Source organism: uncultured Deefgea sp. (assembly GCF_947072475.1).
Lineage (GTDB): Bacteria > Pseudomonadota > Gammaproteobacteria > Burkholderiales > Chitinibacteraceae > Deefgea.
Map to the genome: position 1 here is coordinate 24,294 of NZ_CAMTIA010000006.1, position 19,955 is coordinate 44,248.

Below are 19,955 nucleotides of genomic sequence, written 5' to 3' on the forward strand. Positions count from 1 at the left end.
GCAAACAAACGGGCACTTAAAAGTGCCCGTTTTTATTTATTGAAGCGGCTTACACGCTTCACTTCACTCTGATGTTGATTGAGTCACGACTTCCACAACGGCAGGCGCCACAACAACCGCTTCATCATTTAAAACGGCCTTAATCGACAAACGAATACGACCTTTTTCGTCTTGCTCGATCACTTTAACACGAACGATCTCACCTTCTTTCAGGTAGTCACCCACGTTATTGATGCGCTCATTCGCGATTTGGCTAATGTGCACCAAGCCATCTTTACCTGGCATGATTGAAACAATAGCACCCACGTTTTTGTCTAAGATCTTAACCACAGGACCTTCATAGATACGACCAATTTCAACTTCAGCAGTAATTTCTTCGATACGACGACGTGCTTCAGCAGCACCTTCCGCCGAAACAGAAGCAATCGTGATCGTACCGTCTTCAGTAATGTCGATTTGCGTACCCGTTTCTTCAGTCAAAGCACGAATAACCGAACCACCTTTACCAATCACATCACGGATTTTTTCTGGGTTGATTTTCATCGTGTAAAGACGTGGCGCATGTTCGCTCACTTCTTCACGCGCGCCATCGAGTGCCCCTTTCATGATACCGATGATGTGAACACGACCTTCTTTCGCTTGATCAAGCGCAACACGCATGATTTCTTTGGTGATACCGGTAATTTTGATGTCCATTTGCAGTGCAGTGATACCATTTTCAGTACCCGCAACTTTAAAGTCCATGTCGCCGAGGTGATCTTCGTCGCCCAAGATATCTGACAATACCGCGAAGGCATTACCTTCTTTAATTAAACCCATTGCGATACCCGCAACGTGATTTTTCATCGGCACACCCGCGTCCATCAACGCTAAAGAACCACCGCAAACCGACGCCATTGAAGACGAGCCGTTTGATTCAGTAATTTCAGAGACGACACGCATCGAGTAAGCAAAATCTTCTTTCGCCGGCAACATCGCAATCAAAGCGCGCTTAGCTAAGCGACCATGACCAATTTCACGACGTTTTGGCACGCCAACGCGGCCTGTTTCACCGGTCGAGTAAGGAGGGAAATTGTAATGCAGCATGAAGCTGTCGGTGTAACCACCGTGCAATGCATCAATTTTTTGCTCGTCAAGCTTGGTACCCAAAGTGGCGGCAACAATCGCTTGAGTTTCACCACGCGTAAACAATACCGAGCCATGCGCGCGCGGCAATACGCCAGTGCGGATCGCGATTGGACGCACAGTGCGCGTATCACGACCATCGATACGAGGCTCACCAGCCAAAATTTGACCGCGAACAATCTCGCCTTCCAAGCCTTTAAAGATGCCTTTGATTTCATTGGCCGCCAAAGTGCCTGTTTCATCGGTAATCAATGCACTTTTAACTAAAGCCCAAGTTTCATTGATTTTTTGTGTACGGGCTTGTTTTTGACGTAGTTTGAAGCCTTGTGCCAAGCCTTCAGCAGCAATGCCGCGAACTTGAGCGATCAATTCTTCATTGGCAACGGGCGCCGTCCAGTCAAACAATTCTGGATTCACTTCATCGGCCAGTTCGTTGATCGCATTGATTGCCACTTGCATTTGCTCGTGACCGAATACAACCGCGCCTAACATAATACTTTCAGACAATTCGCTAGCTTCTGACTCAACCATCAATACGGCTTGCTTAGTACCGGCTACAACCAAGTCCATTTGGCTGTCTTTCATTTCAGACATCGCAGGACACAAGACGTATTCACCGTTGATGTAACCCACGCGCGCTGCGCCAATTGGGCCATCAAAAGGCACGCCAGACAAGGTCAAGGCAGCAGAAGCGCCAATCATTGCGGCAATATCAGAATCAACTTCAGGATTGATCGACATCACCGTAGCAATAATTTGGATGTCGTTAAAGAAACCTTCAGGAAACAGAGGACGAATCGGACGATCAATCAGACGGCTCGTCAGTACTTCTTTCTCAGATGGCTTACCTTCGCGTTTGAAGAAACCACCAGGGATTTTACCTGCCGCATACGTACGCTCTTGATAATCCACGGTCAACGGGAAAAAATCTTGGCCCGGTTTAACCGAGCGAGCTGCAACGACAGTCACCAATACCGAAGTACCATCGATATCAACCATCACCGCGCCGGTCGCTTGGCGTGCGATTTCACCCGTTTCGATAGTGACTGTGTTTTTGCCAAAAGCAAAAGATTTACTGATTTTATTGAACACTCGTTGTCCTTTTCACAATGTTTGCCAACGATCTTGGCGAGAGAAACTTCCGCTGCGATGGGATCGACGGCCACTTTTAGCCTGCACATCGCCGATTCCGGCACAACCTTAACTCTACTCTGCCGCCGGAATCGCTATTGGGCAGAATAAAGCTTTAACATCTTAAAGCGCATAAAGAAAAAAGTCGCAATCGGTTGACTGCGACTTTTTTCGTTAGGTCTTACTTACGTAGACCCAATGCAGCGATCAAGCTGCGATAGCTATCGTTGTTCGTGCGCTTGAGGTAATCCAACAAACGACGACGACGAGAAACCATAGCCAAAAGACCACGACGTGAGTGATGATCTTTCTTGTGTGTCTTAAAATGTTCAGTCAAATCATTGATACGTGCAGTCAACAATGCAACTTGAACTTCAGAAGAACCAGTATCGCCTTCCGCGTGTTGGAATTTTTTTACTAATTCAGCTTTTTGAGCAACAGAAACAGACATTCAAACATCTCCAAAAAATCATCTAACGATGACTAGACAAGCATAGATTGAGTCATACAACCCACTCCAGCTCCATTAACTCTCTACCCTACATGGGTAGAAAGCAGTCGTTTGGGTCGCAGCACGCCATCAGCGCCCACTTCACCCAAACCAATAAACACAGGATTATCCGACTTTTCGCTATATCCGTAAAGTCTTAACTCACCCTGCGGCGGATTGATTAAATCTAAAATAACCATCCCATTGCGCATCAATGCAGTTTGCGGCGGATTAAGCACCACACTAGGCAACTCAATAATTAATTGCTCAGCAGGCAGAAGCGCCGTCTCACGCTGCGGCATATCCATCGCAATGTATTCATCCAAGGTAATGGCGTCTTCTAACTTAAAACCGCCAGTCAAAGTTCGCCGCAAACCCGACAAATAAGCACCACAGCCCAAAGCATTACCGACATCTTCGGCCAACACACGGATATAGGTTCCTTTTGAGCACAGCACATCGACCACCAACACGGGTGCCTCATACGAAACTACGGTGATTTCATAAATCGTAATTGGACGAGATTTACGCTCGAGCACAACACCCTCTCGGGCATATTCATACAGGGCTTTACCTGCCACCTTGAGCGCTGAATACATCGGGGGGATTTGCTCAATTGGACCGGTAAACTGAGCCAAAACTGGTAAAATTTCCGCTAGGTCAGCAGGTGCCTCACCCGTTTCACTAATTTGCCCTTCGCCATCGAGCGTTGTTGACATTTGCCCAAAGCGTATCGTGGCTCGATACCCCTTGTCAGCATCTAGCATGCGCTGAGCAAATTTTGTGGCCTCGCCAAAACAGAGTGGCAACAAGCCCGTCGCAAAAGGATCTAGAACACCGGTATGACCACCTTTTTCTGCTTGCAATAACCAACGACATTTAAGCAACGCACCATTACTCGAAAATCCAAACGGCTTATCCAGCAATAAAACACCATCAATTTTACGCTTGGCCATCTTCTTCTGGCGCTTTCGGCAATGCATTAGCCTGATCAATTTTTTGCGTTAAATTCATGCCGTACTCAATAGATTCATCATATTCAAAATGCAACTCAGGCATTTTGTACAAAGAAAACCCACGGGCAATTTGCGCACGCAAAAAGCCCTTAGTCCCTTCAAGTAAACGTGCGATCTCTGGGCGATGACTCACATCACCCAAAAAAGTATAAAACACCTTCGCATGCGAATAATCGCGTGAAACCTCAACATCGGTCACGGTAATCAACGAAGCCTGCGGATGATCTAGCTCAGCACGAATCACCGTTGCCAAATCACGTTGAATTTGCTGAGCAACGCGGTCAGCACGAGTAAATTGTTTATTAGCCATAGTCTCTGTGAGGAGGACGGTGCGAGGAGTGAGGTGAACGACCTCTCAGCACCTAGTTAATTTAAAGCAAAAAAGCGCAAGCACCACTTTGGGCTTGCGCTATTGTGTCGGAGTGAGAACACCTCACACCCCACTCCGAACACCTCATATCATCACAGCGTACGAGCGATCTCTACCACTTCGAAGACTTCTAATTGGTCGCCCAATTGGATGTCGTTGAAGTTTTTCAGTTGCAAACCACACTCGAAACCCGCTTTCACTTCTTTTGCTTCATCTTTAAAGCGTTTTAGATTTTCTAGTTCGCCTTGATGGATAACCAAGTTGTTACGCAAGACACGCACGCCAGCAGTACGTTTAACAACACCTTCCATCACCAAGCAACCTGCAATCGTACCCACTTTAGATACAGCAAAGACCTGACGAATTTCAACCAAACCAATGATCGACTCACGACGTTCTGGTGCCAGCATGCCCGACAAGGCCGCCTTCACATCATCCACAGCATCATAAATGATGTTGTAGTAACGTAAATCAACACCTTCAGCCTCAGCCAATTTACGCGCAGCTGCATCAGCACGCGTATTAAAGCCGATAATAACCGCCTTAGAAGCTAGCGCCAAATTCACATCCGACTCAGAAATCCCACCCACTGCACTGTGCAAGATTTGCACCCGCACTTCGCTGGTCGATAATTTCTGCAGGCTTTGTGACAAGGCCTCTGAAGACCCCTGTACGTCAGCCTTAATGATGATTGGCAAGTTTTGCACATTGCCTTCAGCCATCTGAGCAAACATATTTTCGAGCTTAGACGCTTGTTGACGAGCAAATTTCACATCACGGTACTTACCTTGACGGAACATGGCAATTTCGCGGGCTTTTTTCTCATCAGCCAAGACCATGGCATCAACACCAGCAGATGGCACTTCCGACAAACCGAGAATTTCCACCGGCATTGAAGGGCCAGCCTCATTAATTGACTTACCATTTTCATCGAGCATGGCCCGAATACGGCCATAAACTTGACCGGCCAATACCGTGTCGCCTTTACGCAAAGTACCGGATTGAACCAACATCGACGCCACTGGACCACGACCTTTATCCAAGCGAGCTTCGATAATAATCCCTTTAGCAGGACCATCCACCGGTGCCGTCAATTCCAGCACTTCAGCTTGCAACAGAATCGCATCGAGCAACTCATCAATCCCTAAGCCTTTTTTCGCCGAGACATGGATAAATTGAGTATCACCACCCCAATCTTCCGGCACGACTTCTTGCGCTACCATTTCTTGGCGGATACGTTCGAAGTTCGCTTCTGGCTTATCAATTTTATTGACCGCTACGACGATTGGCACACCAGCCGCTTTCGCATGATGAATCGCTTCAATCGTTTGCGGCATCACGCCGTCATCGGCGGCCACCACCAACACGACGATATCCGTTAGCTGAGCACCACGAGCACGCATTGAGGTGAATGCCTCGTGACCCGGGGTATCGAGGAAGGTAATCATTCCCTTACCCGTTTCAACGTGATACGCACCAATATGCTGAGTAATACCACCCGCCTCACCAGAGGCCACTTTGGCGCGGCGAATATAATCAAGCAAAGAGGTTTTACCATGGTCAACGTGACCCATTACCGTCACAACCGGCGCACGTGGCAATGATACGTGATCCGTTTTAGCTTCTTCATCCAAATAAATATCTGGATCATCCAGCTTGGCAGCAACCGGGGTATGGCCCATTTCTTCAACAATAATCATTGCTGTTTCTTGGTCCAACACTTGATTGATGGTGACCATCATGCCCATTTTCATCAACGCTTTCACGACTTCAACGCCCTTAACGGCCATTTTGTGCGCTAAATCGGCAACTGAAATTGTTTCTGGAACATCGATCTCACGTGCAACTGGCTCTGTCGGAGCAACAAAAGCATGCGCATTATCGGCTTGCTGCTGCGCATGGTTTTTCTTGCCGCCTTTTTTAGACTTCCAGTCATTACCCGCATCACCACCACGCGTTTTGATGCCTTTTTTCTGACGACCATCATTCCAGCCGCCTTTTTCATCTTTTTTCGGTGCTGCTGCGCCAGCAGGTTTTTTATCCGCTGGTTTTGCGGCAGCGGCAGCAGCTGGAGCGGCTTTTTCTGGTGCATGAATCGGCGTTTCTTTCGGGCGACGGAAATCAACACGTGCACCAACTCGTGGCGCTTCATGCCCCGGTTTGATATGCGGCTTCACTGCTGGCTTAGCAGCTTCGGTCGTTTTAGCTGGCGCTTTTTCCGCTGGTTTAGCGGACTGCTGCACTTGTGGCTTAGCTGCTGGTGCCGCAACAGGCGTAGGCGCAATAACTACTTCCGCTACCGGAGCGACCATTTCAGCCGGTTTTTGGTTGCGATTTTGCTTGGCTTGCATTTCGGCAGCCTGGCGAGCATACAGCTCATTTTGGCGACTGGCTTCCGCCTCTCGACGTTGGCGCTGAGCCTCATCAATCACCGATACTGGCGCAGCAACAGGCACCGCCACCTTAGGCGCTACGGGCGCTGGCGCGGCAACAGGTGCAGGAGCCACAACTGGCGTTGGCGCTTCAGGTGCTGCAGATGTCTCAACAACGCGCTTTTTACGCACTTCAACTTGAATCGTTTTTGACTTGCCAGTGGCGTCGGTTTTACGAATCTCAGTTGTTTCTTTGCGAGCCAATGTTACTTTAGGCTTATCACCAACTTGACCATGTTTTTGCTTCAAATGACCAAGCAAGAGCTGCTTATCATCTAAGCTCAAAACGTCATCGGCATTGTTTTTGTTCACGCCAGCTGCTTTCAATTGTTCGATAAGCTCTTGTGTTGGCATTTTTAATTCGGCAGCAAACTGGCTGACTTTGGGTTCACTCATTGATTACTCTCCCGCGCCTTAGGCGAACAAATGTTCGCGCGCTTTCATGATCAGTTGTTTAGCGGTTTCTGCGTCGATACCAGTCATTTCGGTTAATTCATCGACCGCCAAATCTGCTAGATCGTCACGGGTATGTATATCGTTCTCAGCCAATACAGTAGCCAATTCCGAGGTCATACCCTCCAGCGTCTTCAGGTCTTCGGACTGATGCTCTAGCTTTTCCTCGCGCGCAATAGCTTGAGTTAACAAGGCATCACGAGCACGAGAGCGCAGTTCGTTTACGGTTTCTTCATCAAACGCTTCGATTTCCAGCATTTCATTCAGTGGCACATAGGCCACCTCTTCCAATGTATTGAAGCCTTCTTGTACCAAGACATCCGCTACATCTTCATCAATATCCAACGCTTGAATAAACAAAGCGCGAATCTTAGTGAATTCTTCTTCGTGTTTTTGCTCAGCTTCGTCAACGGTCATGATGTTGAGTTTCCAACCGGTTAACTCAGCCGCTAATTTCACATTTTGGCCGCCACGACCAATGGCCATCGCCAAATTATCTTCATCAACCACGACATCCATACTGTGGGTGTCTTCGTCCAAAATAATCGAGCTCACTTCAGCCGGTGACAAGGCATTAATCGCAAACTGGGCCGCATCCGCTGACCACAACACGATATCAACACGCTCACCAGCCAATTCATTACTAACCGCATTAACTCGTGTACCACGCACACCGATACAAGTACCTTGTGGATCAACACGTTGATCGTTGGACTTAACGGCAATTTTAGCGCGCATCCCAGGATCACGTGCCACGCCTTTGAGCTCGATCAAATTGTTTTCAATTTCTGGCACTTCAAGTTCAAATAATTTTGCCATGAATTCTGGCGCAATCCGTGACAAAACCAATTGCGGGCCACGACCATTGCGATCGATGCGCAACAAAAAGGCTTTAACACGATCGCCAACACGCAAATTTTCTTTTGGGATCATTTGATCGCGCGGCAAAATGGCTTCAAGTTTACCGAGTTCAAGAATGGCATTGCCACGCTCAATGCGTTTAATGCTACCTGAAACGATATGCTCACGACGTTGCAAAAAATCATTCAAATTTTGTTCGCGCTCTGCGTCGCGAATTTTTTGCAAAATCACTTGTTTAGCCGCTTGAGCGCCGATACGGCCAAACTCAATCGGGTCTAACTCAACTTCCCATACATCACCCACCGACAAATCGGCACTGTAATCTGGGGCATCAGTAATCGCAATTTGACGCGATGGTTCTTCGTGGTCGTTATCTTCAACCACATCCCAAACGCGAAAACTACGGTACGCACCGGTGTGACGGTCGATCGAAACGCGAATCTCAACTTCGTCTTCGTAACGTTTTTTTGTTGCAGAAGCGAGCGCTAATTCAAGCGCACCAAACACAACTTCTTTTTCCACGTTTTTTTCGTGCGCAAGTGCTTCGACCAGCACTAGAATTTCACGATTCATAAATTAGTCCTCCGGCATAGAACAAAAGCCAAATTAACAGTATTTGCCAAATGGGTGGCGCAATTTAAAATTGCGGTTCGATCCGAACGCGATCAATCGATGCCAAGGGGAGTTTTAATTCTTCGCCTGCCACATCAATCACCACCTGATCTTCCACCAAACCTAATAACTTGCCGATGAGATTTCGGCGACGATCAGGCAAGGGCAACCGTAGTTTTACCTTAACCATCTCTCCGGCAAATCGCTCAAAATCCGCCGGTTTTTTTATGAGGCGATCCAATCCCGGTGAAGACACCTCGAGGCGCTCATGGGGGATATTTTCAACCATAAATAAACGCAACAAGTGATTGCTCACTGCGACGCAGTCATCAATGGTTACGCCGCCGTCTTTGTCGATAAAAATACGCAACAGGCCTTTTTCGCCCATATCAAAATCGACTAACTCGTACCCTAAACCCGGCAAGGTATTGTCCAACACAGATTGCAGATTGGCCGCCATACTCTTCTTCTCAAAACTACAAACAAAAAATGGGCTGCAATTCCTGCGCGCCCATTTGAAAGCACTCCCATCGTGTTTTACGGGATTTTCCTGATTCTAACAGAAAAGATAAGCTGGCGAAATACTCCTCACACAAAGATGCACTTGTCTCACCGGTGCCTTTGCCCATAGAGTAAGGCCATAACGGAGACAAACAATGACAAAGCCTTGGCTAGCCAGCTATCAAGCCGGTGTTCCACACAGCGTAAATTTGAATGAATTTGCGGCAATCCCCGAAGTAATGCAGCAAAGTGTACTCAAATATCGAGATCGCCCCGCCTTTATTAACATGGGAAAATCGATCACTTATGGTGAGTTGGAGCAACTTTCAGTCCAGTTTGCAACCTATCTACAACAAACATTAAAACTGCCATTTGGCGCTCGCATCGCCGTAATGATGCCCAACTTACTGCAATATCCGGTCGCTATTTTTGGCATTTTACGCGCAGGATACGTCGTTGTTAACGTCAACCCACTCTATACCCCGCGTGAATTACAACACCAACTGAATGATTCTGGCGCTGAAACTATTTTAATTTTGGCCAATTTTGCCCATACCCTCGAAAAAATCATTGGCAATACGGCGATCAAAACAACCATCGTGACTGAATTGGGCGATCTCTTGGGCTTCCCAAAAGGGTTCATCGTCAACAACGTTGTTCGCTACGTAAAAAAAATGGTCCCCAGCTATACCCTGCCTGGGCATACTACTTTCAATAAAGCCATCAAAAAAGGTCAGAGCAATACCCTACAAGCCGTTCCACTGAACCATGATGACATCGCTTTTTTGCAATACACTGGCGGCACTACCGGCGTAGCCAAAGGCGCCATGCTGACCCATGGCAATATCGTGGCCAATATGCAGCAAGCACACGCCTGGATTAGCCCCATCGTGACCGAAGGGCAAGAAATGATTGTCACGGCACTCCCGCTGTATCACATCTTCTCGCTCACGGCCAACTGCATGGTGTTTAGTAAAATTGGTGCCACTAATTTACTGATTACCAACCCACGCGACATTCCTGATTTCATCAAAACACTGGGGCAATATCCTGTCACCTGCATTACCGGCGTCAACACCCTATTTAATGCCTTACTCAACAACCCAGACTTTGCCAAACTTAACTTTAGCACCTGGAAACTCGCCCTCGGTGGTGGCATGGCGGTGCAACACGCCGTGGCAGACAAATGGCAAAAAGCCACCAAAGTCCCCTTAATTGAAGCCTACGGCCTAACGGAAACCTCACCAGCGGCCATGATGAACCCCATGAACACCATGGAATTTAATGGCATGATTGGCCTACCTATTCCAATGACGGACGCCGTTATTCGTGACGATGCCGGCCTAGAAGTCCCTGTTGGCGAACGTGGCGAGCTATTTATCCGTGGCCCCCAAGTCATGAAAGGTTATTGGCAACGCCCTGAAGACACCGCCGATATCTTGGGCGCGGACGGCTTTTTGGCCACCGGCGATATCGCCGTCATGAAACCCAGTGGTTTTTTCCAGATCGTCGACCGCAAAAAAGACATGATTTTGGTTTCAGGCTTTAACGTTTACCCCAATGAAGTCGAAGACGTCGTTGCCAACCACCCCGGCGTGCTCGAAGTCGCCTGCATTGGCGTTGCAGATGAAAAAACCGGCGAAGCCATCAAGCTGGTGATTGTCAAAAAAGACCCTAATTTGACGCCAGAAGAAATCATTGCGTTTTGCCGTGGACAGCTCACTAATTATAAAGTGCCGCGAATTATTGCATTTACTGATAGCTTACCTAAATCAAATGTAGGTAAAATTTTACGCCGCGAACTGCGCGATTAATCAACTAAGGGTTTCACGATGAATTTATTGCCGTTTTTTAAGCTAATGGCTGAACGTAGCGCATCCGATCTGTTTTTAGCTGCCGATTCGGCCATTGTGATTAAGATTCAAGGGCTCTGCCACCCGGTGAATAATCAGGTTCTAAGTGCCGAACACGTCAAGCAACTGGCCTATCAATTAATGGGCGAGGCCCGAGTCACCATTTTTGAGCGTGAACTCGAGATGAATTTTGCCTACCCGGTCACGGGCGTAGGCAATTTTCGGGTTAATGTATTTAAAAGCCGTGGCACCGTGGCTCTGGTCGCTCGCTTTATTAAACCCAAAGCCGATACGCTCGAAGAGCTGTTTATGCCCGAGGTGCTTAAATCGCTCATTATGGAAAAGCGCGGCATTATTTTAGTGGTGGGCGCAACGGGATCAGGCAAATCGTCCACCGTTTCGGCCATGCTGGAATATCGCAACGAACATCACAGCGGGCACATCCTCACCATGGAAGACCCGATCGAATTTATCTACAGCCATAAAAAATCACTGGTCAATCAGCGCGAAGTGGGCACCGACACCCACAGTTATGACGATGCACTGCGTAATGCCATGCGTGAAGCGCCTAATGTATTAATGATTGGTGAAATCCGCGACCAAGCGACGATGACTTACGCCATGCAGTACGCGCAAGCCGGTCATTTATGCATTTCTACATTGCATGCCAACAATAGCTATCACTCTTTAAGCCGGATTGTTAATTTCTACCCACAAGAAGCACGAGAATCGTTGCTCTACGACTTATCCACCTCATTGCGGGCGATTATTTCGCAGCGTTTGGTGCGCTGCAAAGACAGTGGCAAACTCAAGCCTGCCGTCGAAGTGATGCTCAACACCAATCGAATTGCCGAGCTAATCAAAAATGGCGAACTCTCTGAAATCAAAGAAGCGATGGAGCAATCCCTATCCGAAGGTTCGCAAACCTTTGAGCAGTCGCTGTATCGCATGTACCGCAACAATGAAATCGAGCTAGATGAAGCACTACGCAACGCCGATTCGGCCAGCAACCTCTCATGGATGGTCAATAACGCGCAATCGATACAAGAACAAGAAGCCAGCAAAAAAGCCCCCAGCAATCCTGCGGACGAGCCGGACTTGAGCTTTGATATTTCATTACACTAAGCGCAACACATCAACAACCAGGTCGCTGCGGCGGCCTTTTTCTATGGAAAAAAACCATGAAACTGTACGGCATTCCAAACTGCGACACGGTAAAAAAAGCGCGAACTTGGCTCACGGAAAATCACTTTGACTATGAATGGCATGACTTTAAAAAAGACGTTTTAAACCCAGCACTAATTGAATCTTGGATCGCCAATTGCGGTTGGGAAGTCTTAGTCAATCGCCAAGGCACCACTTGGCGCAAACTGGATGAGGCCAGCAAAGCGAGCCTAGTCGACGCCGCTAGCGCCACCGCCCTAATGCTCACCAATCCATCACTCATCAAGCGACCGGTGCTCGATTACAAGGGAAAAATCAGCGTTGGCTTTAAACCAGAAGTCTACAGTTCACTACTTTTATAACGGGTATATCAACACAAGACATAAGCAACATACCGTAGATAAATATACCCACAATAACTACTTGGACTCGACTTCGATTTTATTTAACTGATCGACAGCCTGCTGCTCAATCACACTGGCTACAGCGTGCGCTTTTTGCAAAGCCTCACGCTGTGGCTCAGCGATCGTCACCATGGGCGCGGGCCGACTAGGCCCACAAGCCACCAACAAGACCACGCACCACAAGATAATATATTTCATTTTTCCGCCCCAATGAAATCGTCAATCCATTCAGTATCCACGAAGACAACAATCAGCATCGACTTTTATAGTCCCGATAAGCGCGAGCCCAACGATAGATAGCAAAACGGGTCCTCCATAGAGAACCCGTTTAAAATTTGGCGCTGACAAAGCAAGCCTTTAAGACAAGAAAAACTTTACCACATCAGGCTTACTTCAAATGACCGCGAATCAACGACAACATTTGGCCAAATACGCGGGGTGTACCGCAAAGTACGTCGCCAGAAACCAAGAATTTTTCTTCGCCGTTGAGATCGGTCACCAAACCACCTGCCTCTTGCACCAACAAAGTACCCGCAGCGATATCAACGAGTTTCAAATCAAATTCAAAGAAACCATCAAAACGACCGCAAGCCACATACGCCAAATCCAAGGCAGCAGCGCCCGGACGACGTACGCCCGCCGCTTTTTGCGCCATATCGCGGAAAATATTCAGGTAGTTTTCTAAATTATTAAATTTGGTATACGGAAAGCCTGTCCCAACCAATGCATCTGACAATTCACGCACTTTAGAAACGCGGATACGGCGGTCATTCAAGAATGCGCCAACGCCACGGGTCGCAGTGAACAAATCGTTGCGGTTTGGATCGTAAACCACGGCTTGTGTGATCACGCCTTTATGCTCAAGCGCGATAGAAATGGCGTATTGTGGGAAGCCATGCAAGAAATTTGTAGTACCATCAAGTGGATCGATAATCCAAACATATTCAGAGTTACCGCGGCTACCCGACTCCTCTGCTAGAATCGCGTGATTTGGGTACGCCTCTAAAATAGTGTCGATAATGGCTTGTTCTGCTGCACGATCAACCTCAGAAACAAAATCGTTATGACCTTTTTTTTCTGGGGTAATTAAGTCTAAATTATTCGACGCACGTTGAATAACGGTGGCGGCGCGACGCGCAGCGCGCACCGCAGTGTTCAGCATTGGATGCATGACTTCTCACTATTAAAAAAGATCAGATATATTAAGCACGCATTCTACCCGTCTCACGCAAAAGTACAAACCCGATTATGAATAAAGAATCAAATCAAATGAATGAAACCGCTTGCTTATCCAACATCCGTGTTGTTTTATCGCACACCAGCCACCCCGGAAATATTGGCTCAACGGCCCGCGCCATGAAAACCATGGGCTTAACCCAACTCTATTTAATTAACCCTAAAGAGTTCCCATCTGAAGTGGCCGACGCCCTCGCCTCGAGTGCTCGCGATATTTTGGCCAACGCCAAAGTAGTCTCTTCGATGACCGAAGCGCTGGAAGGTACAACCTTACAAGTGGCAATGACCGCCCGCCGTCGCGAGCTATCGCAACCGCTACAAACTCCGCGCCAACTCACACCTGAATTAGTCCAAGCGGCTCGAACTGGCGCTTGCGTGGCCCTAGTCTTTGGTGCCGAAACCAGCGGTTTAACCATTGCCGAGCTTGAGCAATGCAACCGCCGCGTGACCATTCCAACTAACCCTGATTATTCCAGCTTGAATCTATCGCAGGCGGTGCAAATCTTGGCGTATGAATTGCGCACAGCCTGTTTTGATGAAGGGTACGATGACATTCGTTACCTCGAAGAAAATCGAGAACGCGCCCCACATCAGGCGGTAGAGCTGTTTTTTGAGCATTTTGAAGAAGTGTTACTGACGATTGGTTTTTTGAAACCCAATGCGCCAAAACGCTTAATGCCGCGTTTACGCCGTTTATTTGTGCGAGCCCAAATGGAGCGCGAAGAACTCGACATTATGCGCGGCATTTTGCGCGCCGCGAGTGAATTTAAAACCGGGAAAAAAGACTAAGCCCAATCCGCAAAAACAAAAAACACGACACCATCATCCAAGGTGGGTCGTGTTTTTTATAAAATCATCAAAACCTGCAGTGTATTACTCTGCAAGCCTTATTCAGCGGCCTTTTCACCGCCATACTCTTCAAAAGCGATCAAAGCTTCGGCCCCCGTCATCACGCTAGGGCCACCGCCCATATAAATCGCGACTTGCAGCATCTCCATAAATTCCGCACGCGTCACACCGAGCTTGACGCAAGCTTGAGCATGAAAACCCAAACAACCTTGGCAACGCGCCGCAATCGCAATACTCATCGCCATTAATTCTTTGTGTTTTTTACTTAAAGCGCCCTCAGTATGCGTCGCCTTTGCGGTCTGCATAAAGCCTTGCTGAGTTTCAGGAATCTCTTTGGCAAACTGGCGCAATTTACCACTAATGCTTTGCACTAAATCACGGTAATTTTCGGTCATCTCTACATCCTTTTATAATGCAAATATATATAATATTATTATGTATTATATTCCAGGCAAAAGCAAACAAGCCTCCGAAGAGGCCTGCTTAAAGAAGCAAAAGACGACTTAACTCAAATTACGTTCTTGGCAACGTCACACCAACCTGCCCTTGATACTTACCTTGGCGATCACCATAGCTGGTTTCGCAGACATCATCGGCATCGGCTTCAAAGAACAGCACTTGCGCCACGCCTTCATTGGCGTAAATCTTGGCTGGCAATGGCGTGGTGTTAGAAAACTCTAAAGTCACGTAGCCTTCCCATTCCGGCTCAAACGGCGTCACATTCACAATAATTCCGCAACGCGCATAGGTCGATTTACCCAAGCAAATGGTCAGTGCATTGCGTGGGATACGGAAATACTCCACGGTCCGCGCCAGCGCAAATGAGTTTGGCGGAATAATGCAATAGCCCTTGCCTGACACATCGACAAAACTGCCTTCATCAAAATTCTTTGGATCAACAATCGTCGAATTGATATTGGTAAACACTTTAAACTCATCTGCACAGCGAATATCGTAGCCATAGCTTGAAGTGCCGTACGATACGATACGCTCGCCATTGACTTCTTTCACCTGACCTGGAACAAACGGCTCGATCATGCCGTGTTCTTGTGCCATTTTGCGTATCCATTTATCCGACTTAATGCTCATAGTGTGTACTCATTGTAATTGGTGCAGGTTTGTCACAGCCCTGTCATTCAGATGTGACCATTATTAGCCATATTGTAACGTTATTAAGCGGCCTCGCTAAGGGCTTGTACTCAGCAATGCGACTTAATTGCGCCACTTCGGCATTTTTTGTATTTTGCACTCACAAACCTTGCTCAAATACCTGAGATTGCCGACAATAAAGTAAGCATCATCCATCAACCCTGCGGAGTAATTCATGAGTTTAAGCCCTTGCCCAACCCTCACACTAACGGGGACTGGCAATGTCGTATTTGATACTGCAAACCTAAGCAATCAGCGCTTCGTATTGTTTTTTTACCCCAAAGATAGCACCCCCGGCTGCACCACCGAAACCAGCGATTTTCGAGATTTATATCCGCAATTTTTAGCCGCCAATTGCGCTATTTTTGGTCTAAGTCGTGACAGCCTAAAAAGCCACGAAAACTTCAAAGCCAAATTAGTCCTGCCTTTTGATCTTATTTCCGACCCCGATGAAATCGCTTGCGAGGCATTTGGCGTGATGAAACTCAAAAATATGTATGGCAAGCAAGTGCGTGGCATTGAACGCAGCACGTTTGTGATTCAAAACGGCATCATTATTCAAGAATGGCGCGGCGTTAAAGTCCCCAATCATGCCGCGCAAGTTTTGGCTGTTGTGCAAAGCCTGCCCACCCCGTAATACCAGCAGCGGCCTTATGGCCGCTTTTTTTCAACCCACTTAACACGACTAAGCGCTCTAACACTCATCCTCAAACACAGTCTCACACGATCAGGAGTGCATCATGGCCGCCCGTAAACGTAAAGCCCCCAGTGACAGCAAACTCTTTGTACTAGATACCAATGTGTTGATGCATGACCCCACCTCGATTTTCCGCTTTCAAGAACACGATGTATTTGTCCCAATGATGACGCTTGAAGAACTCGACTCCAACAAAAAAGGCCTCACCGAAGTCGCGCGAAACGCCAGGCAAGCCAGTCGCTTTATGGAAGAGCTCGTCGCCGGCATGGAGCACAGTTTGCATGACGGTGTTTCACTGAGCGCCACCAGCAAAGAGCAGGCCACGGGTCGATTATTTTTACAAACCGAAGCCATTACCAGCGTTTTGCCAGCTCAATTACCCATGGGCAAAGCCGACAATCAAATTTTAGGCGTCGTGCACCATCTGCAGCAAATGTACCCCAATCGACAAGTCATCTTGGTGTCCAAAGACATCAATATGCGCATCAAAGCCCGTACCTTAGGACTGGCAACTGAAGACTACTTTAACGACAAAGTCCTCGAAGACACCGACCTACTCTACAACGGCATGCGCGAAATAGATCAGCCGTTCTGGGAGCGCAACAGCAAAGATTTACAAAGCTGGCAAGAAGGCAATCGCAGCTATTGGAAAATCAAAGGCCCTGATGTGGTCGACCTGTATGTCAACCAGCTGCTATTTCAATCGGGCGAAACGCCGATGCAGGCGCGAGTGATTAGCATCGAAGGTAAAACCGCCGTACTCGAAAGCCTAAAAGATTATGGTCACAGCAAAAATGCCATTTGGGGCATTGCCGCGCGTAATCGAGAACAAAACTTTGCGTTAAACTTATTAATGAATCCGGACATTGATTTTATATCTTTACTCGGACAAGCCGGCACCGGGAAAACCTTACTCACGCTGGCTGCAGGCTTAGCACAAACGCTTGAATCCAAAATCTACACCGAAATCATTATGACCCGCGTAACAGTCCCGGTCGGTGAAGACATTGGGTTTTTACCTGGCACCGAAGAAGAAAAGATGATGCCGTGGATGGGGGCGCTTGAGGACAATCTGGACGTACTTAACCAAACTGACGCCGAAGCGGGCGACTGGGGGCGCGCAGCAACCCGCGATTTAATTCGTTCGCGCATCAAAGTCAAATCACTTAACTTTATGCGCGGCCGCACCTTCCTTAAAAAATTCCTTATCATCGACGAGGCACAAAATCTAACTTCAAAACAAATGAAGACCCTGATCACGCGCGCAGGGCCTGGCACCAAAGTGATTTGCCTTGGCAATATTAGCCAAATTGATACGCCCTACCTCACCGAAGGCTCGTCAGGCTTAACCTTTGTCGTTGATCGCTTTAAAGGCTGGGGCCACTCCGGGCATATTACCTTAACCCGAGGCGAACGCTCGCGCTTGGCCGACTATGCAGCCGAGATGCTCTAATTAGCTTGGTTTTCCCGCAATAAAAAGCCCCATCGCAATTTGCGGCGGGGCTTATTATTAAGCGACAAATGATTACAAATTACAAAGCAGCAACGACCGCATCACCCATTGCTGAGCAAGAAACACGAGTAGTGCCTACCTCAAAAATATCACCCGTACGCAAACCTTGCGCCAGCACCTTTTTCACTGCGTTTTCGACACGCTGGGCCGCCGCTTCATTGTTAAACGTATAACGCAGCATCATCGCCACCGACAAAATCGTCGCCAATGGATTAGCGATGTCTTTGCCAGCGATATCCGGCGCCGAGCCATGGCTTGGCTCGTACAAGCCTTTATTGTTGGCATCGAGCGATGCGCTTGGCAACATCCCAATCGAGCCGGTTAACATCGAGGCTTCATCCGACAAAATATCACCAAAAATATTGCCGGTAACGATCACGTCAAATTGCTTCGGTGCTTTAACCAATTGCATCGCCGCATTGTCAACCAACATATGGCTGAGTTCAACGTCGGGATATTCTTTGGCCATATCGCTGATGATTTCTTTCCAGAATTCAGTCGTTTCCAGCACATTGGCTTTATCCACTGAGCACAATTTTTTACCGCGTTTTTGCGCCGCTTGGAAAGCCACGTGGCCGATACGGCGAATTTCGCTTTCGGCGTACAGCATGGTGTTAAAGCCTTCGCGCTCACCGGCTTCATTCACACGAATACCGCGTGGCTGACCGAAATAAATATCGCCGGTCAATTCACGCACAATCAAAATATCTAAGCCTGAAACGACTTCAGGCTTTAAAGTCGACGCATTGGCCAACTCTGGATACAAAATGGCTGGACGCAGATTGGCAAACAAACTCAGATCTTTACGAATTGCCAATAGACCACGCTCTGGGCGCAGCGGACGATCGAGTGTGTCGTATTGCGGGCCGCCCACCGCGCCAAGCAAAATCGCATCCGCTTCACGTGCCAATTTTTGCGTGAACTCTGGATAAGGTGAACCGTATTGATCATAAGCGGCGCCACCAAGAGGCGCTTCTTGCAACTCTAAATCTAAGCCATCATTTTTTAACACAGTGAGTACTTTTTTAGCTTGCGCTACGATTTCAGGACCAATGCCATCGCCGGGTAGGATCAATACTTTCATGCTGTTCTCGCGGTATTTTGTTTTTAATTTTTAAACGTAGAAAAAGAGGGGCTAGCCCCTCTTTTTAATTCACTCGAAACAATTAATACGATACTTTGTAGTTCACATCGCAATCGGTCATGACAATCACGCGTGGGTGCGTTTGCAACAATGACGCAGGCACTTGGGTGGTGATAGGGCCATTGAGCGTGCGATCTAAGATCTCAGCTTTTTCTTGGCCTTTAACGACCAACAAAATCACTTTCGCTTGCATAATCGAGCCCATACCCATCGTTACTGCTTGAGTTGGTACTTCATCGATATGATTAAAGAAACGCTTATTAGCTTCACGCGTTTCTTCTTTTAATGTGACTTGATAAGTGCCACGTGACAATTGGCTATCTGGTTCATTAAAACCAATATGGCCATTACCGCCAATACCCAATAATTGCAGATCAACCGGGCCTTGCTCGAACATCATTTTGTCATACAAACGACATTCAGCATCAATATCAGCCGCATTGCCATCAGGCACATGCGTATTTGCCACTTGAATATCAATGTGATCGAACAAATTACGTTGCATAAAATTGCGGTAGCTTTCTTGATGCGTTACTGGCAAGCCAACATACTCATCCAAGTTAAATGTTTTTGCTTGCGCAAAGCTCACTAACCCTGATTGATAGGTTTTAACGATTTCTTGATACAAACCCACTGGCGTTCCGCCTGTAGCCATACCCAATACTGCATTTGGCTTTGCACGCACCATGGCAATAATTAGATCTGCTGCTGCACGATCTAAATCGCTTTGATTTTTAAATTTATGCAAGATCATTGATTTTCTTTCCAAAATTAATTTTGACTTTAAAAGGATACGATAAAATTCGAATAACAATATTGATTCAGTCTAAATAAATACCGATCAACAAGCTCGAATTAAATATTGCATTTGCAACTGATGCATCATGATGCGGCTGGCCACTAGCCTGATCGACCTTACGATCGACACCACCATCAAAAATCCATTAGCCATACG

19 protein-coding genes are annotated in these 19,955 nt (G+C 47.5%); 6 read left to right on the forward strand and 13 right to left on the reverse strand.

The window, feature by feature from the left end; translation table 11 throughout:
* Positions 1–63 precede the first annotated feature (63 nt).
* The 7 genes from pnp to rimP form a co-directional block, all read right to left on the reverse strand.
* Positions 64–2,217 carry a polyribonucleotide nucleotidyltransferase gene (pnp, locus tag Q0V82_RS03710; RefSeq protein ID WP_297572820.1) on the reverse strand — a complete coding sequence of 718 codons (2,154 nt, stop codon included), beginning with the start codon at positions 2,215–2,217 and terminating at the stop codon, positions 64–66.
* Between the two features lie 220 nt (positions 2,218–2,437).
* Entirely contained in the window at positions 2,438–2,707 is a 270-nt protein-coding gene (rpsO, locus tag Q0V82_RS03715; RefSeq protein ID WP_173533895.1) for a 30S ribosomal protein S15, read from the reverse strand.
* Between the two features lie 83 nt (positions 2,708–2,790).
* A complete protein-coding gene (gene truB / locus Q0V82_RS03720; RefSeq protein WP_297572822.1) occupies positions 2,791–3,702 on the reverse strand; it encodes a tRNA pseudouridine(55) synthase TruB in 912 nt (303 codons plus the stop codon).
* Complete coding sequence (gene rbfA, locus Q0V82_RS03725; protein WP_297572824.1) at positions 3,689–4,072, reverse strand: 30S ribosome-binding factor RbfA; 384 nt, start codon at positions 4,070–4,072, stop codon at positions 3,689–3,691. Before rbfA ends, truB begins: the two co-directional genes overlap by 14 nt.
* Positions 4,073–4,224: 152 nt before the next feature.
* Positions 4,225–6,960, reverse strand: coding sequence for a translation initiation factor IF-2 (infB, locus tag Q0V82_RS03730; RefSeq protein ID WP_297572825.1), 2,736 nt, complete (start codon positions 6,958–6,960; stop codon positions 4,225–4,227).
* Between the two features lie 18 nt (positions 6,961–6,978).
* On the reverse strand, positions 6,979–8,451 hold the full coding sequence (gene nusA / locus Q0V82_RS03735; RefSeq protein ID WP_297572827.1) for a transcription termination factor NusA: 1,473 nt from the start codon (positions 8,449–8,451) through the stop codon (positions 6,979–6,981).
* Positions 8,452–8,515: 64 nt separating this feature from the next.
* Positions 8,516–8,950, reverse strand: a complete 435-nt coding sequence (gene rimP, locus Q0V82_RS03740; RefSeq protein ID WP_297572829.1) for a ribosome maturation factor RimP — start codon at positions 8,948–8,950, stop codon at positions 8,516–8,518.
* Between the two features lie 196 nt (positions 8,951–9,146).
* On the opposite strand from rimP, the gene Q0V82_RS03745 reads away from it, so the two are divergent.
* The 3 genes from Q0V82_RS03745 to Q0V82_RS03755 are packed head-to-tail and all read left to right on the forward strand — an operon-like array spanning position 9,147 to position 12,370.
* Positions 9,147–10,805: an AMP-binding protein gene (locus tag Q0V82_RS03745; RefSeq protein WP_297572831.1), complete on the forward strand. Its 1,659-nt coding sequence runs from the start codon at positions 9,147–9,149 to the stop codon at positions 10,803–10,805.
* 18 nt (positions 10,806–10,823) lie between these two features.
* Entirely contained in the window at positions 10,824–11,969 is a 1,146-nt protein-coding gene (locus Q0V82_RS03750) for a PilT/PilU family type 4a pilus ATPase (RefSeq protein ID WP_297572833.1), read from the forward strand.
* A 56-nt stretch (positions 11,970–12,025) separates the two neighbouring features.
* Complete coding sequence (locus Q0V82_RS03755) at positions 12,026–12,370, forward strand: ArsC family reductase (RefSeq protein ID WP_297572835.1); 345 nt, start codon at positions 12,026–12,028, stop codon at positions 12,368–12,370.
* 57 nt (positions 12,371–12,427) lie between these two features.
* On the opposite strand, the gene Q0V82_RS03760 is transcribed toward Q0V82_RS03755, so the two are convergent.
* Both Q0V82_RS03760 and Q0V82_RS03765 read right to left on the reverse strand, forming a co-directional pair.
* Entirely contained in the window at positions 12,428–12,610 is a 183-nt protein-coding gene (locus Q0V82_RS03760; protein ID WP_297572837.1) for a hypothetical protein, read from the reverse strand.
* 190 nt (positions 12,611–12,800) lie between these two features.
* A complete protein-coding gene (locus Q0V82_RS03765) occupies positions 12,801–13,583 on the reverse strand; it encodes an inositol monophosphatase family protein (protein ID WP_173533886.1) in 783 nt (260 codons plus the stop codon).
* A 77-nt stretch (positions 13,584–13,660) separates the two neighbouring features.
* Here Q0V82_RS03765 and Q0V82_RS03770 point away from each other — a divergent pair, with 77 nt between their 5' ends.
* Complete coding sequence (locus Q0V82_RS03770) at positions 13,661–14,437, forward strand: RNA methyltransferase (RefSeq protein WP_297572840.1); 777 nt, start codon at positions 13,661–13,663, stop codon at positions 14,435–14,437.
* A gap of 98 nt (positions 14,438–14,535) precedes the next feature.
* Here the strand turns inward: Q0V82_RS03770 and Q0V82_RS03775 are convergent, their stop codons facing one another.
* Both Q0V82_RS03775 and dcd read right to left on the reverse strand, forming a co-directional pair.
* Positions 14,536–14,892: a carboxymuconolactone decarboxylase family protein gene (locus Q0V82_RS03775; protein ID WP_173533885.1), complete on the reverse strand. Its 357-nt coding sequence runs from the start codon at positions 14,890–14,892 to the stop codon at positions 14,536–14,538.
* Positions 14,893–15,010: 118 nt separating this feature from the next.
* Entirely contained in the window at positions 15,011–15,586 is a 576-nt protein-coding gene (dcd, locus tag Q0V82_RS03780; protein WP_173533884.1) for a dCTP deaminase, read from the reverse strand.
* A 235-nt stretch (positions 15,587–15,821) separates the two neighbouring features.
* On the opposite strand from dcd, the gene Q0V82_RS03785 reads away from it, so the two are divergent.
* Both Q0V82_RS03785 and Q0V82_RS03790 read left to right on the forward strand, forming a co-directional pair.
* Positions 15,822–16,283 carry a peroxiredoxin gene (locus tag Q0V82_RS03785; RefSeq protein WP_297572842.1) on the forward strand — a complete coding sequence of 154 codons (462 nt, stop codon included), beginning with the start codon at positions 15,822–15,824 and terminating at the stop codon, positions 16,281–16,283.
* Between the two features lie 103 nt (positions 16,284–16,386).
* Positions 16,387–17,796 carry a PhoH family protein gene (locus tag Q0V82_RS03790; protein ID WP_297572844.1) on the forward strand — a complete coding sequence of 470 codons (1,410 nt, stop codon included), beginning with the start codon at positions 16,387–16,389 and terminating at the stop codon, positions 17,794–17,796.
* A gap of 79 nt (positions 17,797–17,875) precedes the next feature.
* Here Q0V82_RS03790 and leuB read toward each other — a convergent pair whose 3' ends face one another.
* A complete protein-coding gene (gene leuB, locus Q0V82_RS03795) occupies positions 17,876–18,940 on the reverse strand; it encodes a 3-isopropylmalate dehydrogenase (protein WP_297572846.1) in 1,065 nt (354 codons plus the stop codon).
* 82 nt (positions 18,941–19,022) lie between these two features.
* Positions 19,023–19,754 carry a glucosamine-6-phosphate deaminase gene (gene nagB, locus Q0V82_RS03800; protein ID WP_226763063.1) on the reverse strand — a complete coding sequence of 244 codons (732 nt, stop codon included), beginning with the start codon at positions 19,752–19,754 and terminating at the stop codon, positions 19,023–19,025.
* Positions 19,755–19,955 lie beyond the last annotated feature (201 nt).

What these genes read in the sequence shown, in the direction of transcription:
- Q0V82_RS03785 (WP_297572842.1), top strand. Translation starts at nt 15,822, where the DNA reads ATGAGTTTAAGCCCTTGCCCAACCCTCACACTAACGGGGACTGGCAAT.
- Q0V82_RS03770 (WP_297572840.1), top strand. Translation starts at nt 13,661, where the DNA reads ATGAATAAAGAATCAAATCAAATGAATGAAACCGCTTGCTTATCCAAC.
- Q0V82_RS03760 (WP_297572837.1), bottom strand. Translation starts at nt 12,610, where the DNA reads ATGAAATATATTATCTTGTGGTGCGTGGTCTTGTTGGTGGCTTGTGGG.
- Q0V82_RS03775 (WP_173533885.1), bottom strand. Translation starts at nt 14,892, where the DNA reads ATGACCGAAAATTACCGTGATTTAGTGCAAAGCATTAGTGGTAAATTG.
- Q0V82_RS03750 (WP_297572833.1), top strand. Translation starts at nt 10,824, where the DNA reads ATGAATTTATTGCCGTTTTTTAAGCTAATGGCTGAACGTAGCGCATCC.
- nagB (WP_226763063.1), bottom strand. Translation starts at nt 19,754, where the DNA reads ATGATCTTGCATAAATTTAAAAATCAAAGCGATTTAGATCGTGCAGCA.
- Q0V82_RS03765 (WP_173533886.1), bottom strand. Translation starts at nt 13,583, where the DNA reads ATGCATCCAATGCTGAACACTGCGGTGCGCGCTGCGCGTCGCGCCGCC.
- rpsO (WP_173533895.1), bottom strand. Translation starts at nt 2,707, where the DNA reads ATGTCTGTTTCTGTTGCTCAAAAAGCTGAATTAGTAAAAAAATTCCAA.
- Q0V82_RS03755 (WP_297572835.1), top strand. Translation starts at nt 12,026, where the DNA reads ATGAAACTGTACGGCATTCCAAACTGCGACACGGTAAAAAAAGCGCGA.
- infB (WP_297572825.1), bottom strand. Translation starts at nt 6,960, where the DNA reads ATGAGTGAACCCAAAGTCAGCCAGTTTGCTGCCGAATTAAAAATGCCA.
- dcd (WP_173533884.1), bottom strand. Translation starts at nt 15,586, where the DNA reads ATGAGCATTAAGTCGGATAAATGGATACGCAAAATGGCACAAGAACAC.
- nusA (WP_297572827.1), bottom strand. Translation starts at nt 8,451, where the DNA reads ATGAATCGTGAAATTCTAGTGCTGGTCGAAGCACTTGCGCACGAAAAA.
- Q0V82_RS03790 (WP_297572844.1), top strand. Translation starts at nt 16,387, where the DNA reads ATGGCCGCCCGTAAACGTAAAGCCCCCAGTGACAGCAAACTCTTTGTA.
- truB (WP_297572822.1), bottom strand. Translation starts at nt 3,702, where the DNA reads ATGGCCAAGCGTAAAATTGATGGTGTTTTATTGCTGGATAAGCCGTTT.
- Q0V82_RS03745 (WP_297572831.1), top strand. Translation starts at nt 9,147, where the DNA reads ATGACAAAGCCTTGGCTAGCCAGCTATCAAGCCGGTGTTCCACACAGC.
- rbfA (WP_297572824.1), bottom strand. Translation starts at nt 4,072, where the DNA reads ATGGCTAATAAACAATTTACTCGTGCTGACCGCGTTGCTCAGCAAATT.
- rimP (WP_297572829.1), bottom strand. Translation starts at nt 8,950, where the DNA reads ATGGCGGCCAATCTGCAATCTGTGTTGGACAATACCTTGCCGGGTTTA.
- leuB (WP_297572846.1), bottom strand. Translation starts at nt 18,940, where the DNA reads ATGAAAGTATTGATCCTACCCGGCGATGGCATTGGTCCTGAAATCGTA.